General features: G+C 41.3%; 19 protein-coding genes. 5 read left to right on the plus strand and 14 right to left on the minus strand.

The annotated features are described in order from the left end of the window. Nucleotides 1–371 precede the first annotated feature (371 nt). A complete protein-coding gene (locus tag ACP5NR_RS07165; RefSeq protein ID WP_428005243.1) occupies nt 372–983 on the plus strand; it encodes a deoxynucleoside kinase in 612 nt (203 codons plus the stop codon). Between the two features lie 117 nt (nt 984–1,100). After that, nucleotides 1,101–2,444: a cyclic 2,3-diphosphoglycerate synthase gene (locus ACP5NR_RS07170; protein ID WP_428005244.1), complete on the plus strand. Its 1,344-nt coding sequence runs from the start codon at nt 1,101–1,103 to the stop codon at nt 2,442–2,444. Here the strand turns inward: ACP5NR_RS07170 and ACP5NR_RS07175 are convergent. The 8 genes from ACP5NR_RS07175 to ACP5NR_RS07210 all read right to left on the minus strand — a co-directional run bounded on the left by ACP5NR_RS07175 (nt 2,441) and on the right by ACP5NR_RS07210 (nt 13,432). Then, on the minus strand, nt 2,441–2,926 hold the full coding sequence (locus ACP5NR_RS07175) for a methylated-DNA--[protein]-cysteine S-methyltransferase (RefSeq protein WP_428005245.1): 486 nt from the start codon (nt 2,924–2,926) through the stop codon (nt 2,441–2,443). The two genes, ACP5NR_RS07170 and ACP5NR_RS07175, sit on opposite strands and share 4 nt — an antisense overlap. Nucleotides 2,927–3,166: 240 nt before the next feature. Further along, nucleotides 3,167–4,252 (minus strand): PQQ-binding-like beta-propeller repeat protein, encoded by a 1,086-nt coding sequence (locus ACP5NR_RS07180; RefSeq protein WP_428005246.1) that lies wholly within the window; start codon nt 4,250–4,252, stop codon nt 3,167–3,169. A gap of 96 nt (nt 4,253–4,348) precedes the next feature. Beyond that, nucleotides 4,349–6,388, minus strand: coding sequence for a glycine--tRNA ligase subunit beta (gene glyS / locus ACP5NR_RS07185; protein WP_428005247.1), 2,040 nt, complete (start codon nt 6,386–6,388; stop codon nt 4,349–4,351). Next, nucleotides 6,381–7,232 carry a glycine--tRNA ligase subunit alpha gene (locus tag ACP5NR_RS07190; protein ID WP_428005248.1) on the minus strand — a complete coding sequence of 284 codons (852 nt, stop codon included), beginning with the start codon at nt 7,230–7,232 and terminating at the stop codon, nt 6,381–6,383. Before ACP5NR_RS07190 ends, glyS begins: the two co-directional genes overlap by 8 nt. Continuing rightward, nucleotides 7,232–9,943 carry an isoleucine--tRNA ligase gene (gene ileS, locus ACP5NR_RS07195; RefSeq protein WP_428005249.1) on the minus strand — a complete coding sequence of 904 codons (2,712 nt, stop codon included), beginning with the start codon at nt 9,941–9,943 and terminating at the stop codon, nt 7,232–7,234. The genes ACP5NR_RS07190 and ileS overlap by 1 nt, the downstream gene beginning before the upstream one ends. Beyond that, nucleotides 9,944–10,309 carry a response regulator gene (locus ACP5NR_RS07200; protein ID WP_428005250.1) on the minus strand — a complete coding sequence of 122 codons (366 nt, stop codon included), beginning with the start codon at nt 10,307–10,309 and terminating at the stop codon, nt 9,944–9,946. It abuts the gene before it with no gap. A 17-nt stretch (nt 10,310–10,326) separates the two neighbouring features. Further along, a complete protein-coding gene (locus tag ACP5NR_RS07205; protein WP_428006196.1) occupies nt 10,327–13,011 on the minus strand; it encodes an ATP-binding protein in 2,685 nt (894 codons plus the stop codon). After that, entirely contained in the window at nt 12,995–13,432 is a 438-nt protein-coding gene (locus ACP5NR_RS07210) for a Mut7-C RNAse domain-containing protein (RefSeq protein WP_428005252.1), read from the minus strand. The genes ACP5NR_RS07205 and ACP5NR_RS07210 overlap by 17 nt, the downstream gene beginning before the upstream one ends. Nucleotides 13,433–13,462: 30 nt before the next feature. Between ACP5NR_RS07210 and ACP5NR_RS07215 the strand changes: the two genes are divergently transcribed. The 3 genes from ACP5NR_RS07215 (at nt 13,463) to ACP5NR_RS07225 (ending at nt 15,743) form a co-directional block, all read left to right on the plus strand. Beyond that, complete coding sequence (locus ACP5NR_RS07215; protein ID WP_428006197.1) at nt 13,463–14,422, plus strand: tRNA dihydrouridine synthase; 960 nt, start codon at nt 13,463–13,465, stop codon at nt 14,420–14,422. Further along, nucleotides 14,403–14,711 (plus strand): stage V sporulation protein S, encoded by a 309-nt coding sequence (locus ACP5NR_RS07220; protein WP_428005254.1) that lies wholly within the window; start codon nt 14,403–14,405, stop codon nt 14,709–14,711. The genes ACP5NR_RS07215 and ACP5NR_RS07220 overlap by 20 nt, the downstream gene beginning before the upstream one ends. Nucleotides 14,712–14,813: 102 nt before the next feature. Then, nucleotides 14,814–15,743: a DUF1385 domain-containing protein gene (locus ACP5NR_RS07225; RefSeq protein WP_428005255.1), complete on the plus strand. Its 930-nt coding sequence runs from the start codon at nt 14,814–14,816 to the stop codon at nt 15,741–15,743. Nucleotides 15,744–15,747: 4 nt separating this feature from the next. Here the strand turns inward: ACP5NR_RS07225 and ACP5NR_RS07230 are convergent, their stop codons facing one another. From ACP5NR_RS07230 to ACP5NR_RS07255, 6 genes are all read right to left on the minus strand, one after another. Beyond that, entirely contained in the window at nt 15,748–17,127 is a 1,380-nt protein-coding gene (locus ACP5NR_RS07230; protein WP_428005256.1) for an MFS transporter, read from the minus strand. Nucleotides 17,128–17,267: 140 nt separating this feature from the next. Then, nucleotides 17,268–17,711, minus strand: a complete 444-nt coding sequence (locus ACP5NR_RS07235; RefSeq protein ID WP_428005257.1) for a CGGC domain-containing protein — start codon at nt 17,709–17,711, stop codon at nt 17,268–17,270. 15 nt (nt 17,712–17,726) lie between these two features. Then, nucleotides 17,727–19,625, minus strand: coding sequence for an FAD-dependent oxidoreductase (locus ACP5NR_RS07240; protein ID WP_428006198.1), 1,899 nt, complete (start codon nt 19,623–19,625; stop codon nt 17,727–17,729). 442 nt (nt 19,626–20,067) lie between these two features. After that, the gene (locus ACP5NR_RS07245; RefSeq protein WP_428006199.1) at nt 20,068–20,814 is read right to left on the minus strand and encodes an MBL fold metallo-hydrolase; all 747 of its coding nucleotides are present in this window, start codon (nt 20,812–20,814) and stop codon (nt 20,068–20,070) included. After that, complete coding sequence (locus ACP5NR_RS07250) at nt 20,811–21,743, minus strand: radical SAM protein (protein WP_428005477.1); 933 nt, start codon at nt 21,741–21,743, stop codon at nt 20,811–20,813. The genes ACP5NR_RS07245 and ACP5NR_RS07250 overlap by 4 nt, the downstream gene beginning before the upstream one ends. Beyond that, on the minus strand, nt 21,743–22,027 hold the full coding sequence (locus ACP5NR_RS07255) for a DUF362 domain-containing protein (protein WP_428005478.1): 285 nt from the start codon (nt 22,025–22,027) through the stop codon (nt 21,743–21,745). The genes ACP5NR_RS07250 and ACP5NR_RS07255 overlap by 1 nt, the downstream gene beginning before the upstream one ends. Nucleotides 22,028–22,272: the final 245 nt, after the last annotated feature.

Consider the following 22,272-nt stretch of genomic DNA (forward strand, 5'->3'; position numbering starts at 1 on the left):
GTTGAATAGAGCGTGAAAAAACAGTGACGTGTTATAGGTAACGGGTAAGTAGCCGAAAGCAAAATAAAAAGCGACTTTCTGAGCAAAGACATGCAGGCGTAGGACATGATACCCCAGAGGAAGCCTTCGCAGCGGAGCGAGGACAGATTCCGACGGCGGGGTACATGTCGGAGCCGAAAAACAGTGACGCGTGAACGGTAGCGGGTAAGCAGTTAAAGGCAAAAGGCGATCCTGAATCAAGTTCAGGATGACACCGATGATGCTGAATCGCTTTGAAGTTTTTAAAGACGATTTTTTGATCAAGTCGAAGATAACATTACAATGAGTACAAAAGCGGCGCATGAATGTGATCTGAAAATTGGCGGTGAGTTATGATAATAGGTGTTTGTGGAAACATAGGAGCAGGTAAATCGACGATAATAGAGATGATGGAAAAGCATCTTAATTATGTGCCTGTTTACGAGACGGTGGAAGAAAATCCATATCTTGAAGATTTTTACAAGGACATGAAAAAATGGGCTTTTCATTCTCAACTTTTCTTTCTTATAAAGCGCTTTGATTTTTTAAAAAGAGTCGATCCGTCAAAAGGCGTCATATTGGAAGACAGAACAATAGAAGAAGATGTCAACATCTTTGCCAAAAATTTGCACGATATGGAATACATTTCTGACAAAGATTGGAAAACATATCTCGATCTGTTCAGAACTTTTTCAGATCATCTTCCAAAGCCTCATGGTCTTATCTATCTTGAGGCATCAATAGAAACTCTCAAAGAGCATGTCAGGCGCAGAGGAAGAGCATTTGAAAGCAAAATTTCAGAGGACTATCTTGAAAGACTTAACACACTTTACAAGACGTGGATATCCAAAATTGAAATTCCGGTATTTCGGATCGATTGTGATTCTCTTGATTTTGTGCTTCGCAAGAGGGACAGAGATGAAATTCTTCAAAAAGTGGCGAATTTCGTCAATTCTCTTGAATAAAATGCTTTTTTGACGAATTTTGTTGTTATGCGTGAGTATGCATCGGTATGTATGAGTATGCGTGAGTATACTTTTCTTCGGTGTTAAAGTTGCCTATGCTATACTTTGTGTTGAGAAATGGAGGTGGCTTTTGTGAAGAAAAAAGTTTTAATTCTCGGAGCGGCTGGAAGAGATTTTCACAATTTTAACACGTATTTTCGGGATAATCCAGATTATGAGGTTGTGGCATTCACGGCAACACAGATTCCGGACATCGCCGGTAGAAAATATCCTGCCGAATTGGCTGGGAAACTTTACCCCAACGGTATACCTATATATCCGGAAGAAGACATGGCTAAACTCGTTAAAGCACATTCGATAGACGAAGTCGTCTTGTCTTACAGCGACCTTCCACATCAATATGTTATGGAAAGAGCGTCAATGGCCATTTCGGCAGGGGCAGATTTCAAATTGATGGGTACAAATCACACGATGATAAAATCCAAAAAGCCTGTCATAGCCATTTGTGCCGTAAGGACCGGTTCCGGAAAGAGTCAAACAACAAGAAGAGTGTTAGATATATTGAGAAATCACAAAAAGAAAGTTATATCAATACGCCATCCTATGCCTTACGGTGATCTTGTCAAGCAAAAGGTTCAAAGATATGCCACATATTCGGATTTGGATAAGTACGAATGTACAATAGAGGAAAGAGAAGAATACGAACCTCATATTGATAGAGGAGGCGTGATCTATTCCGGTGTCGATTATGAGGCCATCGTAAGACAGGCCGAATCTGAAAATCCGGATGTTATTTTGTGGGACGGAGGAAACAACGATTTTTCATTCTACAAACCTGATTTACTCATAGTCGTTGCCGATCCTCACAGACCCGGTCATGAAAAGACTTTTTATCCTGGTCTGGCGAATTTCATGATGGCCAACGTGATAGTTATAAACAAAGAAGAAACGGCACTTCCGGAGAATATAGATGAAATAAGAAGAAGTGCGGCACAATTCAATCCCAATGCCACGATTGTCGATGCCGCTTCTCCGATATTTGTTGAAAATTGGGAGAAAATACGCGGAAAGAAAGTGCTTGTCATAGAAGACGGTCCAACGTTAACTCACGGCAACATGCAATATGGCGCAGGTTATGTTGCAGCCGTTAAATTCGGCGCGGGTGAGATCATAGATCCAAGGCCGTTCGCAGTTGGATCGATAGTTGATACTTTCAAAAAATACAATCATCTTTCAAAGATACTTCCGGCGATGGGGTATGGAGGAAAGCAGATAAAAGAACTTGAGGAGACGATTAACAAATCTGACGCGGAACTTGTCATCGTTGGGACGCCAATAGATCTTGGCAGGGTTTTAAAGATGAACAAACCTTCCTTAAGGGTCAGATACGAACTCGAAGAAATCGGAAAACCAAATCTCGAAGATGTGATATCCGATTTCCTCAAGTCAAATAAAATCTAAGAGTCGGGGCGTCGAGCCCCGCTTTTGTTTCCTTCATGATCTAAAAGCCACAATTTTCTCCACTGCCCGCCACCGTAATTTCCAATAGTACCGTCTGATTTCACAACGCGATGGCAAGGAATTATTATGGCCATTGGATTTTTACCCACAGCACTTCCAACCGCTCTAACTGCTTTTGAATATCCGATCGATATTGCTATATCCTTGTAAGAGACGACTTTTCCAAAAGGTATATTAGCCATCTCGTTCCAAACGCGCTTTTGAAAATCTGTCCCATTAAGGATGTAATTGATCGAAAAAATCTTTCTTTTTCCTGCAAAGTATTCATCCAACTGGAAGATGCAATTTTGAATCTCACGAGAATTGTAGTTTGCCTCTTGGATCTCGTCTGTAAAGTCAACGGAATAAATAAGATCATCGGTACCCGTTATTTTTATTGTGCCTATTGGAGATTTGTAATATGCAATTTCAAAGTTTGACATATTTTCACCTCATCGTCGACGTTTCCATAGGCTACCCGCTACAAGCCATGCGCCTGTTTTTTTCATGTGCTATTTTACCATCTTTGTGCATCAGTTATATACTTAAATAACTTTAAAAGTCGAATGTTCATTTAATTTAAGCGAAGGGCAGGATGCCCTCGAGATGGCCTTCGCAGCGGAGCGAGGACAGACATCGAGTGGGACACCTGCCGCAGCGATGATTCGAAATTTAAAACTGGTTTAGTATATTTTAACCGCGTAGAGATAATCATTTAACGATCCTATGTAGATGGTATCATCATTTCCTAAAGCCGGAACGGAATTAACGAAACTTCCCAGTTTGTATTGCCACAAAAGTGTGCCGGATGTGTCGAGGGCGCATAAATATCCGTTTTGAGTTCCAAAATACAAAATGCCATTTTTGCCTAAGGAAACGGTTGTCGGAAATCCATCTGTTTTGTAAAACCAATTCATGTGGCCATTACTTATTGCGCAAACATATCCTGTTGGATTGAATCCGCTTTGATCTGTAATGGCGTAAACGGTTCCTTCTTGTGAAATGATGGGCGTGCCATTCACGTTACCGCCTATGTTGATCGTCCACAACAATTTCCCGCTTTTGTCTAAAGCGTAAAATTCGCCATTCTCAGTTCCAAAGTAAATTGTTCCGTCATTTCCGACTCCAACGCTTCCATCTAACATAGAACCACTTTTGTATTCCCATATCAATTTTCCGTCTTTCTCAAGTGCGTAAACGTTACCTGCAACGTTTGAAAAATACACGGTTCCATTTTCTCCAACAACCGGATTCGATCTGATCGGAGCGTTGGTTTTGTATTCCCATATCAATTTTCCGTTTTGATCTAAAGCGTATAGCGTGCCTGAATTGTTTCCGAAATAAATTACGCTGTTTGAAATTGCCGCGGTAGAATTTATGGAATCATCTGTTTTAAATTTCCAGATAAAATGACCGTCTTTGCCCACAGCATAAAAATAGCCGTTGTTGGTGCCAAAATACAAGTTTCCGTTTTCACCGATTGAAGCACCGGAAAATATCTGCCCTCCGGAGGTAAAATTCCATTTCAACTTTCCATCTGGATTTATTGCGTACATCTTTCCATCGTAAGAACCTACGTAAATTGTTCCATCATTTCCCAAAGCAGGTGATGCAAGTATATGTCCTTCTGTTTTGTAAGTCCACCGGACAATGGAACTTGTCGAGTTGACATTTTTACCTGGAGAAGGTATCAAAAATCTGCCGATTACTATGATCCCTACAAGTATAACCGACCATAAAAACCACCACGAAATTTTTTTGCTGTTCATATCTCTACCATCTCAAAGCCGAATTTCAAACGACTTAAAAGATTTTGAACATCTTTGACCTTGAAGAAATGAGAAATTTCCTCTTCATCTGTCACGCTAACCTCTTGTTGATTCATTTTTTAGAAGCAAAGAAAGATCTCCGAAATTGAGGAAAAGTTGATCGAGATTTTTCAAAAATCCCAACCTGTTCAACCTGAGATCCTCTCTCGGAGACATGACAAAAACGGTGTCAAAATACTCATCTATTGAAGGTTTTAACGATCTGAGATGTTCAAATGCTTCCTCGTAATTGAGATGTTCAAGTGCCTCTTCAACTTTTGGCTTCGTCTCGACGTACGCTGAGAAGAGTTTTTTCTCATGATCGTCGAACAGATCAACATGATACTCAAACGAGTCATGGCTTTTGGATATGTTATGAACCCTTGTGTAAGCAATTATGAAGTCTTCAAATCCCGCTTCTTTTCGGCTTTTTTCAATGGCTTGCGCCGAAAGTGCCGATCTGAACGGCTTGTTCCATAATTCAAGAACCGCTTTTGAAACATCCTGGGATATGTTTAAATTTTCTCTCAAAATAACATCGAGTCTGCCCTTGAAAAATGCGGTTAAATTGTCCATAGAAACTTTTTTGCCCAGAATATTTTCAACGATTGAAACGATCTCTTTTAAATCCAGATCCCATTCAAAATTGTTTAAGATTCTGAGTATCGCAAAGACTTTTTTCCTCAAGGCGTAAGGATCACGCGATCCAGATGGAATTTCTCCTATGGCGAAATTTGCAACAACGGTATCAATTCTGTCGGCAATTCCGATTACCGCTCCTATCGTGTCGGAAGGAAATTCTCCTTCGAGTCCATCAGGTACATATTGTTCTTTTAAGGCAAGCGCAACCCTTGGATCTTCATTTTTGGCATAGATACTTCCCATAATTCCTTGAAGTTCCGGAAATTCGTATATCATGTTCGTTCCAAGATCGCTCTTTGACAAAATTGCGGCTCTTTCGACGATTTTTAATTCTTGATCACCGAAGTTCAGAAAGGTCCCGATTTTCAGGGCTATTTCTTTGATCCTTTCAACTTTATCCATCAAAGTGCCAAGGTTTTTCTGGAAGGTCATATCCGCAAGTTTTTCGTTGAAATGATCAAGTGGATATTTAAGATCTTCCATCTGATAAAATTTTGCATCCGAAAGTCTTGCGTTTATGACCTTTTCGTATCCGTTTTTTACATTTCCAGCACGCGAAGCGGGACCGTCCTGAAAGGCCAAAAACTCTTTTGAAACTTTTCCGTTCTTTCTTGTTATGAAAGTCCTTTGATGATGCCTGAGCACAGTCCTTAAAACAGGCTCCGGCAAGGTGAGGTAATCTGTTTTAAACTGTCCGATGACAGGCTGTGGATATTCCGTTATCATCGATATTTCATGCACAAGATCGTCATCTTTCATGACTTCAAGTCCGCAACTTTCTATTTCATCCAAAATCATCTTTTCTCTTTCATCGGTTTTGATGATGATCATGAATTCTTTCATCATCTTTTCGTAATCGCCAGCGAATCTGACGGTTATCTCTCTGTCCAAATATCTGTGAGATTTTGTGACATTCGAAGCATTTTTACCCATGAATTCAAACGGAACGATCTCTTCGTCGATGATTGAAATCATGGAGTGAACGGGGCGTGTGTATGAGAATTCTCCGTTTCCCCATTTCATCGGGCGGGTAAATTGAAATGAATTTAAGATGGTTAAAAGTGTTTGCGGAAGTACTTCTTTGGTCTTCATCCCTTGATCGAATTTTTTCAGAAAAACGTATTTCCCGCCTTCAGATTCGGATATTTCGATATCCGAAAGTTGAGCGTTGTTTGATTTTAAAAATCCTTCGAGCGCTTTTGTCGGCTTTCCGTCTTTGAAGGCAACATGTTCGGATGGTCCTTTTTTTGTCCAAGTGGCATCACGCTGCGTCAGGGCTATATCGTGAATTAAAAAGCCAAATCTTCTTGGAGTTGAAAAAACATCTATTTTACCGTGATCTATTCTTGCTTTTTCAAGGGCATCTTTAAGGTTAGTTTCAAGCGTATTCAAAATCATTTCTATATCTGCCGGAGGCATCTCTTCAAGCAACAATTCGAAAAGATATTCAGACATTTGCAACACCTACTTTTAGGAAATTTTCAGCGCACTTTTTGGCCATGATCCTTATCCTTGATATGTAATTTTGTCTGTGAGAAACGGAGATGGCACCGCGCGCATCAAGTAAATTGAACACATGAGACGATTTTATTATCTCATCGTAAGCAGGCCTGTAAAGATTGACCTCTATCAATTTTTCAAATTCTTTTGAATGTTTCTCGAAGAGATCGAAAAGCATTTGCGTATCGGCGATTTCAAAGTTGAATTTTGAAAATTGCCTCTCGTTTTCCAGGTAAAGATCTCCGTAAGTGGTGTTTTCATTCCATTTAAGATCGTAAACGTTTTCTATGCTTTGAAGGTACATGGCTATTCTCTCGACGCCGTACGTTATCTCCAGAGGAATTCTTTTGAGTTCTACTCCTCCGAATTGTTGAAAATAGGTGAACTGCGTTATCTCCATTCCATCTAACCATACTTCCCAGCCTATGCCCCATGCGCCAAGCGTCGGAGATTCCCAGTTGTCTTCGACAAATCTTATGTCATGATCTTTTATCCCGAGACCCAGCGTTTCGAGCGATTCGAGGTAAAGGCCCTGGGAATCTTCGGGAGAGGGCAGAATCACAACCTGATATTGGAAATATCTTTGCATCCTGTTTGGATTATCGCCGTACCTGCCATCGGTAGGCCTCCTGCACGGTTGAACAAAGGCGAATCTTCCATCCTTTTGATGCAAAACGTTGAAAAAAGTCGTCGGATGATATGTGCCTGCTCCCATCTCCATATCGTACGGTTGATCTATCACCGCTCCGTTTTTAGACCAAAATTTGTTCAATTTGGATATCAACTCTTGGACATTCATCAAAAATCTTCCTCTCGTATGACTTTGGCACATCTTGAACAAAGTGTTGGATACGCTTTGTCCTGACCGACGGTTTCGGAATATTTCCAGCATCTTTCGCACTTTTGTCCATGAGCATGTTTGACTTTCACGTCGAGATCTTCTCCTTCGACTATTGAAACGGACGAAACTATCATTACATTTGCGAGATCAGGCTCAACGCTTTTCAACACTTTGAACAATTCTCCATCGGCTTTTATGTCAACTTCTGCTTCGAGAGGATGACCGATGTGTCCGTTTTGTCTTTCCTCTTCAAGCGCTTTTAAGACCACATCACGTACATTTCTTATCTTTGACCATTTTTCCAAAATGAAATTATCACTTTCCCTTACTTCAGGCCAATTTTCCAGATGGATGCTTTCAAATTTTTTGAACGGTATCGTCGTGTATATCTCTTCTGTTGTAAATGGAATCATCGGAGCAAGTATCTTCAAAAGGCTCATTCCGATCTCGTAAAGGACCGTTTGTGCCGATCTGCGATCGTGAGAATTTTTTCCTTCGGCGTAAAGTCTGTCTTTGAGGATGTCGAGGTAAAAAGCGCTCATGTCTATCGTTATGAAATCAAAAACAGCATGATATACCTTGTGAAAATCAAAATCATCGTAATATTGGGTTACGTTCTTTACAAGTTCATTTAAAAGTTCCAATGCATACCTGTCTATCTCGATCAAATTATCGACTTTGTCTTTTTGAGGATCGAAATCGGCAAGATTTCCAAAGACGAATCTCAAAACGTTTCTGACTTTTCTGTAAGCGTCAACTTGCTTTTCTATTATACCTGTGGATATCCTTACGTCATTTTTGTATTCAGTAGAAGAAACCCACAATCTAAGCACATCCGCACCAAATTTTTTTATGATATCAAGTGGATCTATGACATTTCCGAGAGATTTTGACATCTTTTGATCGTTTTCATCTCTTATGAATCCATGCGTAAGGACGTTGTCGTAAGGTGGCCGGTTGTCCCTTATCATGCCAAGCAAAAGTGAAGAATGAAACCATCCTCGATGTTGATCGGTGCCTTCAAGGTAAAGTGCGGCGGGATATAATCCACGTGGCTTTAAAACGGCCTCGAAAGATGATCCCGAATCTATCCACACATCCATGACATCGTATAGTTTTTCGAATTCATCTCCACCGCATTCTTGACATTTGTATCCTGGTGGAAGCAATTCTTTTGCCTCGTATTTGTACCACGCATCTCCACCTTCACGCTTAACTATCTTTGCGACATGTCTTATCACATCGGCATCCATTATGACCTTTCCGCATTTTTTGCATCTGAAGGCGGGTATTGGCATACCCCAGTCTCTCTGGCGCGAAATGCACCAGTCCGGTCTCGTTTCGATCATCGAATGGATTCTGTTTTCTCCCCATGAAGGTATCCATTTGACATCTTCTTCTATCGCTTTGAGTGTTTTCTTTCTGAGATCGTTTTTGTCAACGGAGATGAACCACTGTTCCGTTGCCCTGAATATCAAAGGTTTGTGACACCTCCAGCAATGCGGGTAAGGGTGGCTGAAATTTTCTTCGGCAACAAGCATACCGGCATTTTTAAGGTCCTTTATTATAATTTCTTCTGCCTTTTTTATGCTCAAGCCTCCATATTTTGGAAGATCCGGCACGTAATTTCCGTAATCGTCAACGGGCGAAAAGATTTCAAGTCCGTATTTTTTACCCGTCATGTAATCCTCTTCGCCGTGCCCGGGTGCCGTATGAACTGCGCCGGTTCCGGTTTCGGTTTCCACATAATCGGCCATGACCACCGGAACTCCATTTCCATAGAGAGGTTCAAGTAATTTTTGAAGTTCAAAGGTACTTCCCTTTGCCTCGCCGGTTATTTCGTAATTTTGAATGCCGGCTTTTGTCATCACGGAACTGACAAGTGCTTTAGCCATAAGCCATCTTTCACCATCGATCTTAACCCACGAATAATCGACGGCAGGATTTAGCGCGACAGCCCTGTTGGCGGGTAATGTCCATGGAGTTGTGGTCCATATTATGATGAACTTGTGAGGATCGTCTTTGAATTTGAATTTAACATAAATGGATCTGGATGTCTCGTCTTTGTATTCAACTTCTGCTTCTGCCAAAGCGGTATGATCGACGGTACACCACATCACAGGTTTGTTTTCCCTGTAAACCATGCCTTTTTCAACGGCATCTGCGAAGACTTCGTAAATGGCACTTTCGTAACTTTTATCCATCGTAAGATACGGTTTGTCCCATTCTCCAAAAATACCGAGACGTTTGAATTGCTCTCTTTGCACGTCAACGTATTTTTTGGCATAATCTGCGCACATCTTTCTTATGTCCATGCGTTGCATTGACTTTATCTTATCGCCCAGATCAAGCGCAACTTTATGCTCTATCGGTAATCCATGCGTATCCCAACCCGGAATGTACGGTGAATCATATCCGCGCATTGTCTTGTAACGCACGACGATATCTTTGAGTACTTTATTCAAAGCCGTTCCTATGTGTATGCTGCCATTTGCGTATGGAGGGCCATCGTGCAAAACGTACTTTGGAGCGCCATCACGATTTTTCCTTATTTTATCGTAAATTTTGGATGACTCCCATTGCTTGAGAATCTTTGGCTCTTTTTCAACAAGATTTGCTTTCATGGGTATTACTTCAACCGGCAGGTTCAGCGTATTTTTGTAATCCATTCAATCCTCCAAGAGTTCTTTGACTTTTCTTTTCATTTCACTCATATTTGAAGATTTCACCACATAATCATCGGCAGCCCAACTTGATAAATCGCTTCTGTAATGGGAATAGGCCGTCAATATTAAAATTTTAACCGGTTTTTTCATTTCTCTTATCTTTCCGGCAACATCGAGTCCATTCAAGTCTGGCATTTCAATGTCCAAAGTTACAAGATCGACGTTATTTGATGCAAGATATGCAAGAGCCTCTGTACCATTTTTGACCGTGAAAACTTTGTAACCTTCATCTTCTAACTCTTCCTTGATCAACATTCTTACTGGCTCTTCATCTTCTACCACAAGGATGCTTTTTTGATCTGTTTTCATTTCAAACCTCCTTTAAATCAAATTTGTTTCGGAATCTGGACGGTGAAAGTTGTTCCGCTTTCCGCATCGCTTTTAACGTTTATCTTGCCATAATGTTCGTCTTCAACTATTTTTCTGCATATGGCAAGACCCAGACCAGTTCCGTACGTCTTTGTCGTGTAAAAAGGCTGAAAGATACTTTCTATCTTATCCGGCGGAATGGGTACACCGTTGTTCCAAACATCGACGTAGATATGATTATCGTCAGAATAAACCTTTATCTTTATGACGCCACTGCCAGTCATCGCCTCAAACGCGTTTTGTACAAGATTTATTATGACTTCTTTGAAATGATCCGGTTCGATCTTCGTACATGGATCTTTTTCATCTTTTTCAAATTCTATTTTAACACCCTGAAGTTCAAACTTTTCAAAATACGTATCAACCACATCTTTCACAATTTGATTCAAGCATGACAAAACGAAATTTCCATGCTTTTCGTTGCGACTGAATTCGAGAGTTTGATTCACCATTTTTTCGAGCCTTTTCACTTCGTCTAAAATTATATCTATGTATTTGGATATTTTATCGTCATTTGTTATTTTTTTTGCCCTTTGGGCAAAACCTCCTATGGCTGAAAGCGGGTTTCTTATCTCATGGGCTATTTTGGCAGACATCTCTCCAAGTACGGCAAGCCTTTCTCTGTTTCTTAATTCGATCTCGAGCATATGCCTGCGCGTTACGTCTTCAAACATCGCTATGTATCCCGTTATCACATCCACATTTTGTTCTTTAAGCGGAGAGAAGGTCATGTTAAGGAAGAATTCCTTCCCTCCAAATTTGAAATTGTAATCCGTAAGGCTTATCGTCTCTTTGGTATCGTAAACCTTTTGGGCCACGGTTAAAATATCTGCAAACTCAGGTCCAAGGATGTTTGTATCCGCATTTATCATTTTTGATTTCTCGAAGCCAAAGAGTTCAGAACTCTTTTTGTTCCATTCGAGTATTACGCTTTCTCTGTTGACGACCATTATGGCCACATCCAAATTTTCGAGTATGTTTTGAAGAAAGTCCTTGAAATATTCGGCGGAACTTCTTTGCTTTTCAAGATTTATGGTTTTGTCAACAAGTTCGGCATAACTTTTCAAAGATTCTATCGTCAATCCGACACTTTCGGAAAAAATTCCAAGCATGTCTATCATATCATCGGTTATAGGCGTGTTCGTGTACTTGTTGTCGAGTATTATGGCACCGTAAACGTCTCGCCTTCCGACAAGAGGTATGCAAACGAATTCTTTAACCCCGAGAAGTCCAAGCAAATCTGAAAACTCTTCTCCTCTTTGGGCAGTCAGCATGGGAGTGACGTGGACGATCCTCGATCTGTTTATGACGCGGTCGAAGATGTAATCTCCCGTGTAAGAAAATACCTTTCCGTTCGCGTAAGATGTTAATCCTCCGGAAAGATCGACTCTTAACGCTTCTTCTTGCAGGTAATGAGCGAAATCCGCATATTTTTCTTCATCTGCTTTTGCGCTTCCCCATGCGGATGGTACTTCTTTTTCGGAGGTCGGGCCAAGCCATTCTTTTGCGACGAGCACCCTTAACTCTTCATCCTTTTCAAGTAAAAGTGCCCTGTTGAATTTAAAGCCGGAATTAGATGTTAAACCTATTAGCACGATCTTGTAAACATTTTTCATGTCTTGCGTGTGCCGCAAAGCCTGCAGGATCTTTTGAAGCGCGTTAAGAAGCCTTACCTGTTCCATCTGGTATTTTATGTAATCTTCGCTTTGTTTCTGAATTTTTTTAAGATCTTCATTTTCTTTTTCGAGTTTGGTGTAAAGTTCTATCTGGGTTATAGCCATTTTCAGGCGATTCGCGATAGAAACGAGTAATGACAAATCAAATTCGTCAAAATGTCTGTATGTTCTGTAAAAATCGGTGTTTTTTCGGTTCATAAGCATCATAACGCCTATGAGTTGATTGTCACGGATTATAGGCACTCCGATTGTTGATTTAACCGGAAAGGAAAAGATATCCAACGTCGCCCTCGGATCGATTTTCGATGATGTCGAAAGCAAAGGCTCTTTGCTTTGGGCTATCCAGCCCACCATTCCATATCCTATCTCGATTCTTCTTTTGAGAATTTCCTCCTCCGATATGCCGGAGGTGTATGAAAGAATAAGTTCTTTGTCACCTATGAGCCATATCGTACCTCTTTCTGCATTTGACACTTCAACGGCAAAGTCAAGTACTTTTTTGTACAGTTCATCGATATTTGTACTTACCGTTCCTATCTCGTTGTCAAGTTTTTCCATCGCAACGAGTTTAGACATGGTAGCACGGTTACTTTCGTCTTCGAGTAATATCTTAAGTAAAGTTGCTATTTGCGAGCATTGAAAAGGATCAAGCGTTTTACCGGTATCAATGGCAACAAGTCCTATGAGTTTATCACGCTCTCTTATCGGAATCGCCATTTTTCCTTTGTATTCGAAAGGAGATGAAAGTTCTGAATTCAAAGTATCAATTTTTATCTTGTATTCTTCAGGCTTAAGATTATCCGAAGAAAACATAAGCCTTAACTGTTTGTATTCTTCTTCGTAGACGTAAAGACAAACAAATACCGATCCGGACATACTTCGGATCAAATCCGACATTATCTTTAAGCGATTTTCAAAATTATTTTGGTTAAAAATCTCGAGAATTTGTTCAAAATTCGTCAGCATTAAAAACCTCTTTGAAATCATCTTTTATTTTCTCAACATGGGTGCCCATCCAGTAAACTCTCCCACAATTCGGACACTTTTTGAAATGATCTGCCGAAAGAAAAACTCTTTCGGGAATAACGGTCTTGACTTCTTCCACATTCACATCGATAAGTTCGGTGTTGCATTCAACACACCTTGTAAATGGTTTTATTTCTTTGGAGATCGAGTATCTTATCTCAAGTTCTTTAAGTTGTGATTTCCAGTCATCTGCGAATATGAGAAAAGATTCTCCATCATAATTTCCCCATCTCTTCCTCGATCTCGTCAGGAAAATTCTGTCAGGTTCGCATTTGCCACTCCATGGTTTTGAGTCAAAGCCAAGCAAGCGGAGTTTTTTCATAAGCTTTCCTATGGTATCATCACATAAGAAGTTTTTCATATTAGAATTATAACATTAGAGGTGATACTTTTGATAACGGCTCTTTCGCCGATGGCGGGTGTAACAGACAGGAGTTTCAGGAAACTATGTGCATCGATGGGTGCGGATTTAACTTTTACCGAGATGATAAGTGTAAACGGACTTGTAAGAAAAAACAGAAAAACAATTGCCATGCTGCCTGAAGGAGAGGATAAGAGTGTAATTCAGTTATTTGGCAATGACCCTGTGATCTTCGCGAAGGCCGCAGAACAGGTCAAAGATAAATCACTTTGGATAGACGTGAATGCGGCCTGCCCGGTCCATAAGGTCACAAAACGTGGATATGGATCGTCTTTGATGAGAAAACCTGAACTTTTGAGAGATATAGTCAAAGCAATAGTTTCAACCGGATCGAAGGTTTCCGTCAAGATTAGAATCGGATGGGAAGATCAAAAGAACTTTTTGGATGTTGCGAAGGCTGCGGCCGAAGGCGGCGCATTTTTGGTCACAATTCATGGAAGAACAGTCGAACAATTGTACGCTGGAAAGGCAGATTGGACGCCGGCAAAAATTTTGAAAGAAAATTTGAAGATAAAAGTTGGCGTGTCCGGGGATATTTTCTCGCCGTATGACGTTGTGAATGCTTACAGGGAAACCAATGCCGATTATATTTTCATTGCAAGAGGTGCGATCGGAAACCCGTGGATTTTCAAACAATCGAAAGATTTGCTTGAAAAGGGAGAATTTTCATATCCGTCTTTTGAAGAAAAAAGAGATATAATAAAAAAGCATCTTGAAATGGAGATATTGGAACATGACTTTCGTGGTATAATGATATTTAGAAAGTTTTTTGTGAGGTACATGAAAAATCTTCCCGATTCTCATGATTTAAAGGAAAAAATTATGAGAATAACGGATCGAGATGAATTAGAAGATCTTTTAGATTCTTATTTTGGCAAGCTTATCTCTTGCGAACAAGGAGGCGTTGAAGGTGGAAACACTAAAGGTTAGTTCCAAGTCAAATCCCAATTCAGTTGCAGGTGCAATTGCAGGTGCGCTGGGCAAGGAAAGCACGGTTGAAATTCAAGCAATAGGTGCCGGTGCGGTAAATCAGGCGGTCAAAGCCATAGCAGTTGCGAGAAGATTCATCAACGAGAATGGGAAGGATATAGGCATGATACCCGGTTTTGTAGAAATTGAAATAGGCGGAGAAAAAAGAACAGGGGTATCTATGAAAATATTCGTAACCGGACCATTCCAGAAAGAAAAGAGCGATCAACAAACAAGTTCAAATGTATGATCGTGAGGAAGATATAAAGTAGATAAACATCAAAGTGCGCTGAAGATGAGAATCTTTGGCGCACCGTTTTTTGAAATCACAGGATGAAGGGAGGTTTAAGCGTTGAAGGGTGAAAATAAACTCAGCGTCGGAGGGCAGGCTGTAATAGAAGGAGTCATGATGAAAGGACTCAAAACCGTCGTTGCCGTCAGGAAGAAAGATGGAACAATAGCGGTTTCGGATTACGGAGAGATGGTTAGGCCAACCGGATGGAAAGGATGGCCATTTATTCGCGGAACTTTTGTCCTTTACGATTCGCTTGTAAGCGGTATAAAAGCCTTGAATCTTTCCGCAAACATATCTGGAGACGAAAATTCTCAACTAACCACGAAAGATATATTCTTTGCGCTTTTAGTCGCATTTGGAATGGCGATAGGACTTTTTTCTATACTGCCGGTGCTTATAACATCAATTTTTGCGCCTCTGAGACAAAATGGCTTTTGGTTTGCGCTTGTTGAGGGCGGAATAAGAACTGTCATATTTTTGCTTTACATATGGATAATAGCGATGTTTCCGGATATAAAAAGGGTATTTCAATATCATGGAGCAGAACACAAATCCGTCTTCACGTATGAAGCCGGAGAAGCACTCACGGTTGAAAATGCAAGAAAATATTCGACACTTCATCCGAGATGTGGAACGAGTTTTCTTATGATAACGATGATCGCTGCGATAATAGTCTTCAGCATCGTCGGTGGAATTGATCCCATGATGAACATATGGTGGAAAATAGTATCAAGGATAGTCTTGATACCTGTGGTTGCAGGTCTTGCGTATGAATTTCAAAGAATGACTGCAAAGCACCTTGACAATATTTTTTTCAGAGCACTTGCAAAACCCGGGTTATGGCTTCAGAAGTTCACGACAAAAGAACCAGATGATGCTCAACTTGAAGTCGGCCTTGCGGCATTAAAAGCCTCTTTAAATGAAGAAGTTCAAAGTGTTCAGGTCAAACAAACGGTAACAGGCGAAACATTAAGCAGTCAGCGATGATTGCTTATGTTTCGTTTTTCACCGAACGGGTTGTTTTGACATTTGATACGTTTTCGAGACTTTCTCCTTTTGACTCTTTCAAAAGCATGGTCGTTAGAATTCCGGCGAAAGATATGGCCGAAATGATGATGAAAGTCCGATTAAATCCAATGGATGCTATTACGATCGGGAAAAGTAAAGTTCCTAAAAATGCTCCTACTTTTCCTATGCCGGCTGAAAAGCCATGACCTGTCGTTCTGTATTCTGTGGGGAATAATTCGGACGGCATGACAAAGGTGGTGGTGTTGGGTCCAAATTCCGTGAACAAATAACTTATCCCGTAAATGGCGAAAAACAAGCCTATTTGTTTTTCAATTGCCGGAAAAATTCCGAGCATTAAAAAGGATACCCCCATTATCATAAATCCGATAAGTTGTATCGATTTTCTGCCAATTTTATCTATAAGTAATATCGATAGTATGTATCCCGGAACCGCAAAGATTAAAAATATCAAAAGCGTGTAGAGTATCTTTGATTCAAGCGTCATCGCAGAAGAAAGTGCGTTAAGCACGATTGGAGTGGAAATGGTATTTCCGTAATACGCGTAGTCGAGCAAAAACCAACTTCCCGCTGTTCCCAAAAGCGTGATCATGAGATTTTTATTTTTGAAGAAGTTCATAAGATTGCTGCGCTTCTTACACGACGATTCTTCACTCTTTAAATTCACATTTTGGCCGGTGAATTTTGAGGCTGCCTGTGCCGCCTTTTGTGTATCGCCGAGTACCTGAGAGGTAAATCGCGGAGATTCAGGGATTTGTCTTCTCAAGTATATAACCATCAAAGCGGGAATCGCTCCTATTCCTAACATCAATCGCCATGAAAAATCTTGATTGATGTTCAAACCAAGTAAACCGAGCGCAATAAGAGGTCCTGCGATAAGTCCTAAAGCCTGCATGGAGAAAACAAGACTGACAAGTTTACCGCGGTCCTTTTTGTTCGAATATTCGCTCATTATAACGGCACTTACCGGATAATCTCCGCCTATACCGATTCCAAGCAAAAATCTTGACAGCAAAAGCCATGTGAAATCCGGTGAGAATGCGGATAATATGGCACCAGCGGCCATTATCATGGCCTCAACACCGTAAACCGTCTTTCTACCAAATCTATCCGCTATTCTGCCAAAAACGACTGCCCCAATTAACGCAGATACAAGAGAAATACTTCCGAGCATTCCTATTTGAGCGTTGTCTAATTTCCATAAAGGCGCGATGAGGGATATCGCTATGCCTATTATGAAAAGGTCATAGGCATCGGTGAAAAACCCCATTCCCGACACAAACATGGCCTTAAAATGATGTTTACTTAACTGTGCATTATCAAGGTAATCTTCTACACTTTTCATTTTCTCACCTCAATTGCCAATATGCGCTTCGATCTTTATCACAGTTTTATCTATCTTTCTTTAAGGTTAAATTTTTATTAAAATATAAAAACAGGCGCTTAAAAGCGCCTGCAAAAAAGTTATGAGATTTCGAGTAAATCTTAATCGTAATTCAAACGCGTTTTTTCATCGGTCATGGTTGGAGCCAAAAGCGTTTTCCATTCCGGTGATTCCCAACTTTTAAGATTTACATGTGTAGTGTAATACTTTTGTGGTATCGGATGCGTACCGACTACAACTTTTATGCCGTATTTTTCTTCTATGAATTTTTTGAAGTAATCGACATAAGGACACGGAGGATAGCCGACAAGCATACCTGTGGCTAAATGTATTACATCCACGCCATTCTTTTTCATCTCGGCCGGAGCGTATTCTATATTGCCGCCGGGACATCCTCCACACGTTGTGTATCCAACCACCTCAACTTCCTTCCCTTTGTAGATGCTAAAGGCTCCTTCACGATTTTCAAGGGATCTGAAACATTTTCCCCCAGCGCATGAACGGTAACGATCACATATTATTATTCCTATTTTGACTTTTTCCATCCTTTTCCTCCTCACTTATATTGAAAAGCCTACAGCGTATCCGTCTCTTACGGCCTCAGGAAGTTTTGCAACTCTTACGGTATCTCCGACGAAATGCGTCGGGACGGGAAGATTTTCAAAAGTTCTTGGCTTTCCTCCAAAAGCCACAACGAAACTGTCAAAGTTTAATTCTTCAGACTTTCCATCTTTTTTGAATTGAACAGAATTTTGAGACAAAGATTCTATCTTTGCATTTGTGATGATCTTAACGTTATGGGCGTTAAGTTCCTTCAGAAGGTATGATTTGCTTATAGGCTCCATTCCTATTGCCACATCTGGCAACATTTCCACGATGGAAACTGAATTGCCATTATCCGCAAGATAAAGGGCAGTCTCGCACCCTACAAGGCCACCTCCGCCGACCACCACCTTTTTCCCTTTTGGCAATTTTCCGTTCAAAATATCCGGATAGATCATCACATTTGGTCCATCTATGCCTTTAACGGGTGGAATTAGCGGATCCGATCCTACCGCAACAATGACCTCATCGGGATTTTCATTCATAACCATTTTTCCGTCTGCAAGCGTTGAAAGCCTGATATCGATCTTTAAATCTTCAAGGACCTGTTTGTAATAGTCGATTAGCCATCTCATCTTTTCCTTTCCAGGAGGTACCGATCCTATTCTAACGACACCGCCTATTTCTTTTTCTCTTTCGAAGATCACAATCTTGTGTCCTCTCATGGCTGACACCCTTGCGGCCTCAAGCCCCGCGGGTCCGGCACCGACGATCACGATCTTTTTGGCTTTTACCGGAGGAACAAGCATTTCGTACGATTCGCTCTTTCCAACATTCGGATTCATCCCGCACCTTATGGCAGTTCCCATCATGTGCCTTGAGACTATACACTCGGAGCATCCGACACATTTGCGAATTGTCTTTTCTTTGCCGTACATCGTTTTGATCGGCCAATCCGGATCGGCTATTAGCGTTCTTCCCAATGCAACGATATCTGCCGTACCACCTTTTAATATCTTTTCGGCGACTTCTGGCTCTCTTATCATGCCAACCGCTATGATGGGAATCTTTACCCCTGAGTCCTTTATTATCTTTGCAAGGTTAGATCTCCACGCCTGTGGATAGCCCATTGGCTCTAACCTTTTTTCCTTGTCTCCGAAACCGACATCCGCATGAACCGCGACGTATCCGTACTCTTCAAACTTTTTTGCTATTTCGACGCCCTCTTTTTCGGGCCTTATCCCGCCATCAACGTAGTCTATAACCCCTAAACGTGCACTTACGGGATAATTTCCGCAAAGCGATCTTATCTTATCAATGAGGAGTTTTGCGAATTTAGTTCTATTTTCTGTTGAACCGCCATACTCGTCGGTTCTTTTGTTTGCAAGAGGAGACAAGAATTGATCTACCAGAAGGCCATGGGCAGATTCTATTTCAACGCCGTCAAAGCCTGCACGCTTTGCTATAAGAGCGGCTTTTGCAAACTTCATCGCAACCTCTTCTATCTCATCGATTGTCATCACGTGGGGATGGAGTCCATCTGGCCTTAACTTAACGTCCGATGGCGCGATGATCGGAGGATGAGATCCCATAAGACCGGGGTGCGTAAGTTCTACAAAGGCAAAGGCACCGTACTTGTGTATCTCTTCTGTCAATCGGCTCAGACCCGGGATATAACTTTCGTCGTCGAATCTCGGCTGTGTTGCACCTTCCATCGTTGAAGGATAATCTATACAGGCATTTTCGATCGTTACAAGGGCCGCACCGCCCTTTGCACGTCTGGAATAATGATATATCATCTCATCTGTAACCTCGCCAGTTGAGGAGGCAAGGTTTGTTGAGACCGGCGGAAAAATTATTCTATTTTTTAGAGTAAGATTTCCAAACCTTATTTTCGTAAAAAGAGATTCATACATAAAACTTCCTCCTTTTTGTCATCATAAATTTTATCCGCATTTTTAATTTTCAATTGTCAATTTAACAGACTTTTCACTCTTTACTCATCACACGTTACTCGTCACTGTTCTCTTCCCGATCTCTAATGTCTTTTTGTGCGTCGGCTTCAGCATTTGCCCTTCGGTGTCTGGTCCTCGCTGCGCAGCGTCGGCCACCTCTCGGCATCATGCTCTCCGCCTCTGTCCGCCTTTTCTACGCGCTACCCGCTACCTGTTACGAGCTGTTTTACCGATCACGCGTCACTGTTTTGTTTTTGCCATAGGCTATTGGCCATATGCTTTTTTGTGCGTCGGCTTCAGCATTCGCCCTTCGGTGTCTGGTCCTCGCTTTGCTGCGGAGGCCACCTCTCGGCATCATGCTCTCCGCCTCCGTCTGCCTTTTCTACGCGCTACCGGCTACCCGCTACGCGCCGATATATATCGTGTCTCCCGCCATCTTTATCAAACATTTGTCTGAGAGAGTTTTTTTCAAAATTTCTGTTGCCGTCTTTCCCGTACAATGCAAGGGCACAACTTCCACGCCGGCCGCCTTAAAAATTTTCGAAATTTCATTTATTCTTTCGATACCCGAATTTAAAAGATGAAAGCCTCCCATTACCGTCTGAACTTTGCCCGCTTTTGAAAATATGTTTTCTATGCCCCTGTGGGCACAACCGGTGATAAGGACTTCATCTTTGATGAGATTTATCTCGTCTTCAAAAAGGTCGTGGTGGCCGTTAACTTTGAAATTGGGGTCTATGTTTTCTTCAATGGTGGGGACATCATTTAAGATCGTAAATCCATCTATGGTAGAATTTCCTTCAAGAAGGTGGACGTTGGCCATCTTTTCTATATCCTTCCATTGGTAAGAAAAGCCGGCGAAGCGATCGCCGGAGTATTTCGGTACAAGTGCCTTTTTGTGGAGATAAAGATCGACCTTTCCGGTTTTCGCGAGCATGTAAGGCAATCCTCCGATGTGATCGTAATGACCGTGGCTTATAAAGATCCTTTTCACCTTTGAAAGATCCACGTCCAATTTACCGGCATTTTTTACTGCAACGTCGCTCGTTCCCGTGTCAAAAATCGTCTCATCATCTATCAAAAGAGAAAGTCCATGTTCGGCAAAAAGACCTGGTTTTGCTATATCGTTGCACAGTATGGTCACTTTCATGCTTTTCCCTCCATTTTTGGCTTAACGACAAAAAATCTTTTTTCATGGTAGGAAATTTCTTTGACACTTTTGTCATTTCTCATTTTCGAGATTATCTCCTCCGGCCTGACGTTGAATTTCAGGCATATTTCTTTTATCTGGTCTTCCCTTAATGGATGGCGCTCGCATATCTTCAAAATTTCATCATAAAGATGATCCGGATCTACGTTGAATTCTCCAGATTCATATCCGGCTATCACATAACTTTCGAGTATTTCATGGGCTTTAGCGATGGATTCTTCCTCCGGTATTTCTGCCCATGGCTCTGCGGGAGGACGGATTGGCACATTTATGTAAACTCTGTCCGGATTGACATCTTTTAGAATATCCTTGATTTTTGTGATTTCTTCTTCAGAGTCGTTAAGTCCTTTGACAAGCATTACTTCAATCCAAAGTTGCCCCTTTCTTATCTTTGAAAATTGCTTTAAGCCTTCAACCATTCTTTCAAACTTTATATCTTTGTTGGGTCTGTTTATCTTTAAAAAGGTTTCTTCATTGCCTGCATCCAAAGATGGCAAAACGACATCTGCATTTCTCAGATCCATTCTAACATCTTCATCGTACAAAAGTGCGCCGTTCGTTATAACGGCAACGGGAAAATGGGTAAGTTTTGCCTGATCTATCAAATATCCTATCGATTTGCAAAGCGTGGGTTCTCCTTCTCCCACAAAGGTTATGTAATCGATCGATCTATTTTCTTCCACACTTTGAAAAATCTCTTTTAGGATCTCCTGAGGATCGAAAAAATCTTTTCTTACGTTTGTAAAATGATCCGTTCTACCCAATTGGCAGTAAACGCACGAGTAATTGCACGTTTTTGATGGAATGGGGCTTACTCCCAGTGATCTGCCAAGTCTTCTTGATGGTACCGGACCGTAGACGTATTTCATCACCATTCACCGGGATTATGCCTGTGCTCTCCATGGCCTGATCCTCTTCCCGTACCCCTTCCCATACCTCTTCCGCCACCCATTCCAAAGCCTCTTAAAGCTGGATTTTCAGAATTTGGCCTTATCGCATCGGTTGGACATACTTCCATGCATTTTCCGCATCTTGTGCATACATCGTTATGTATGTAAGCCTTTTTATCTTTCATCTCTATTGCACCTTCAACGGGACAGGCCTTTACACAAATTGCACATCCTTTACACAGATCCTCTTTAACCCATGGCATAAATCTCACCTCTCATTCGAAATATGTTAAACAAACTTTAAATTTCGAATCTTGATTTCGGCAAATATCCTTTGCTTTTTCCACATGCGTCGGCTCCAGCATTCGCCCTTCGGTGCCTGGTCCTCGCTGCGCAGCGTCGGCCACCTCGCGGCATCACGCTCTCCGCCTCCGTCTGTCATTCCAGTCGAAGAACTGGAATCGCCTTTTGCCTTTGGCTGCTTACTCGTTACTGATCACGCGTTACC

It is taken from the genome of Athalassotoga sp., from assembly GCF_049965695.1.
Lineage (GTDB): Bacteria > Thermotogota > Thermotogae > Mesoaciditogales > Mesoaciditogaceae > Athalassotoga.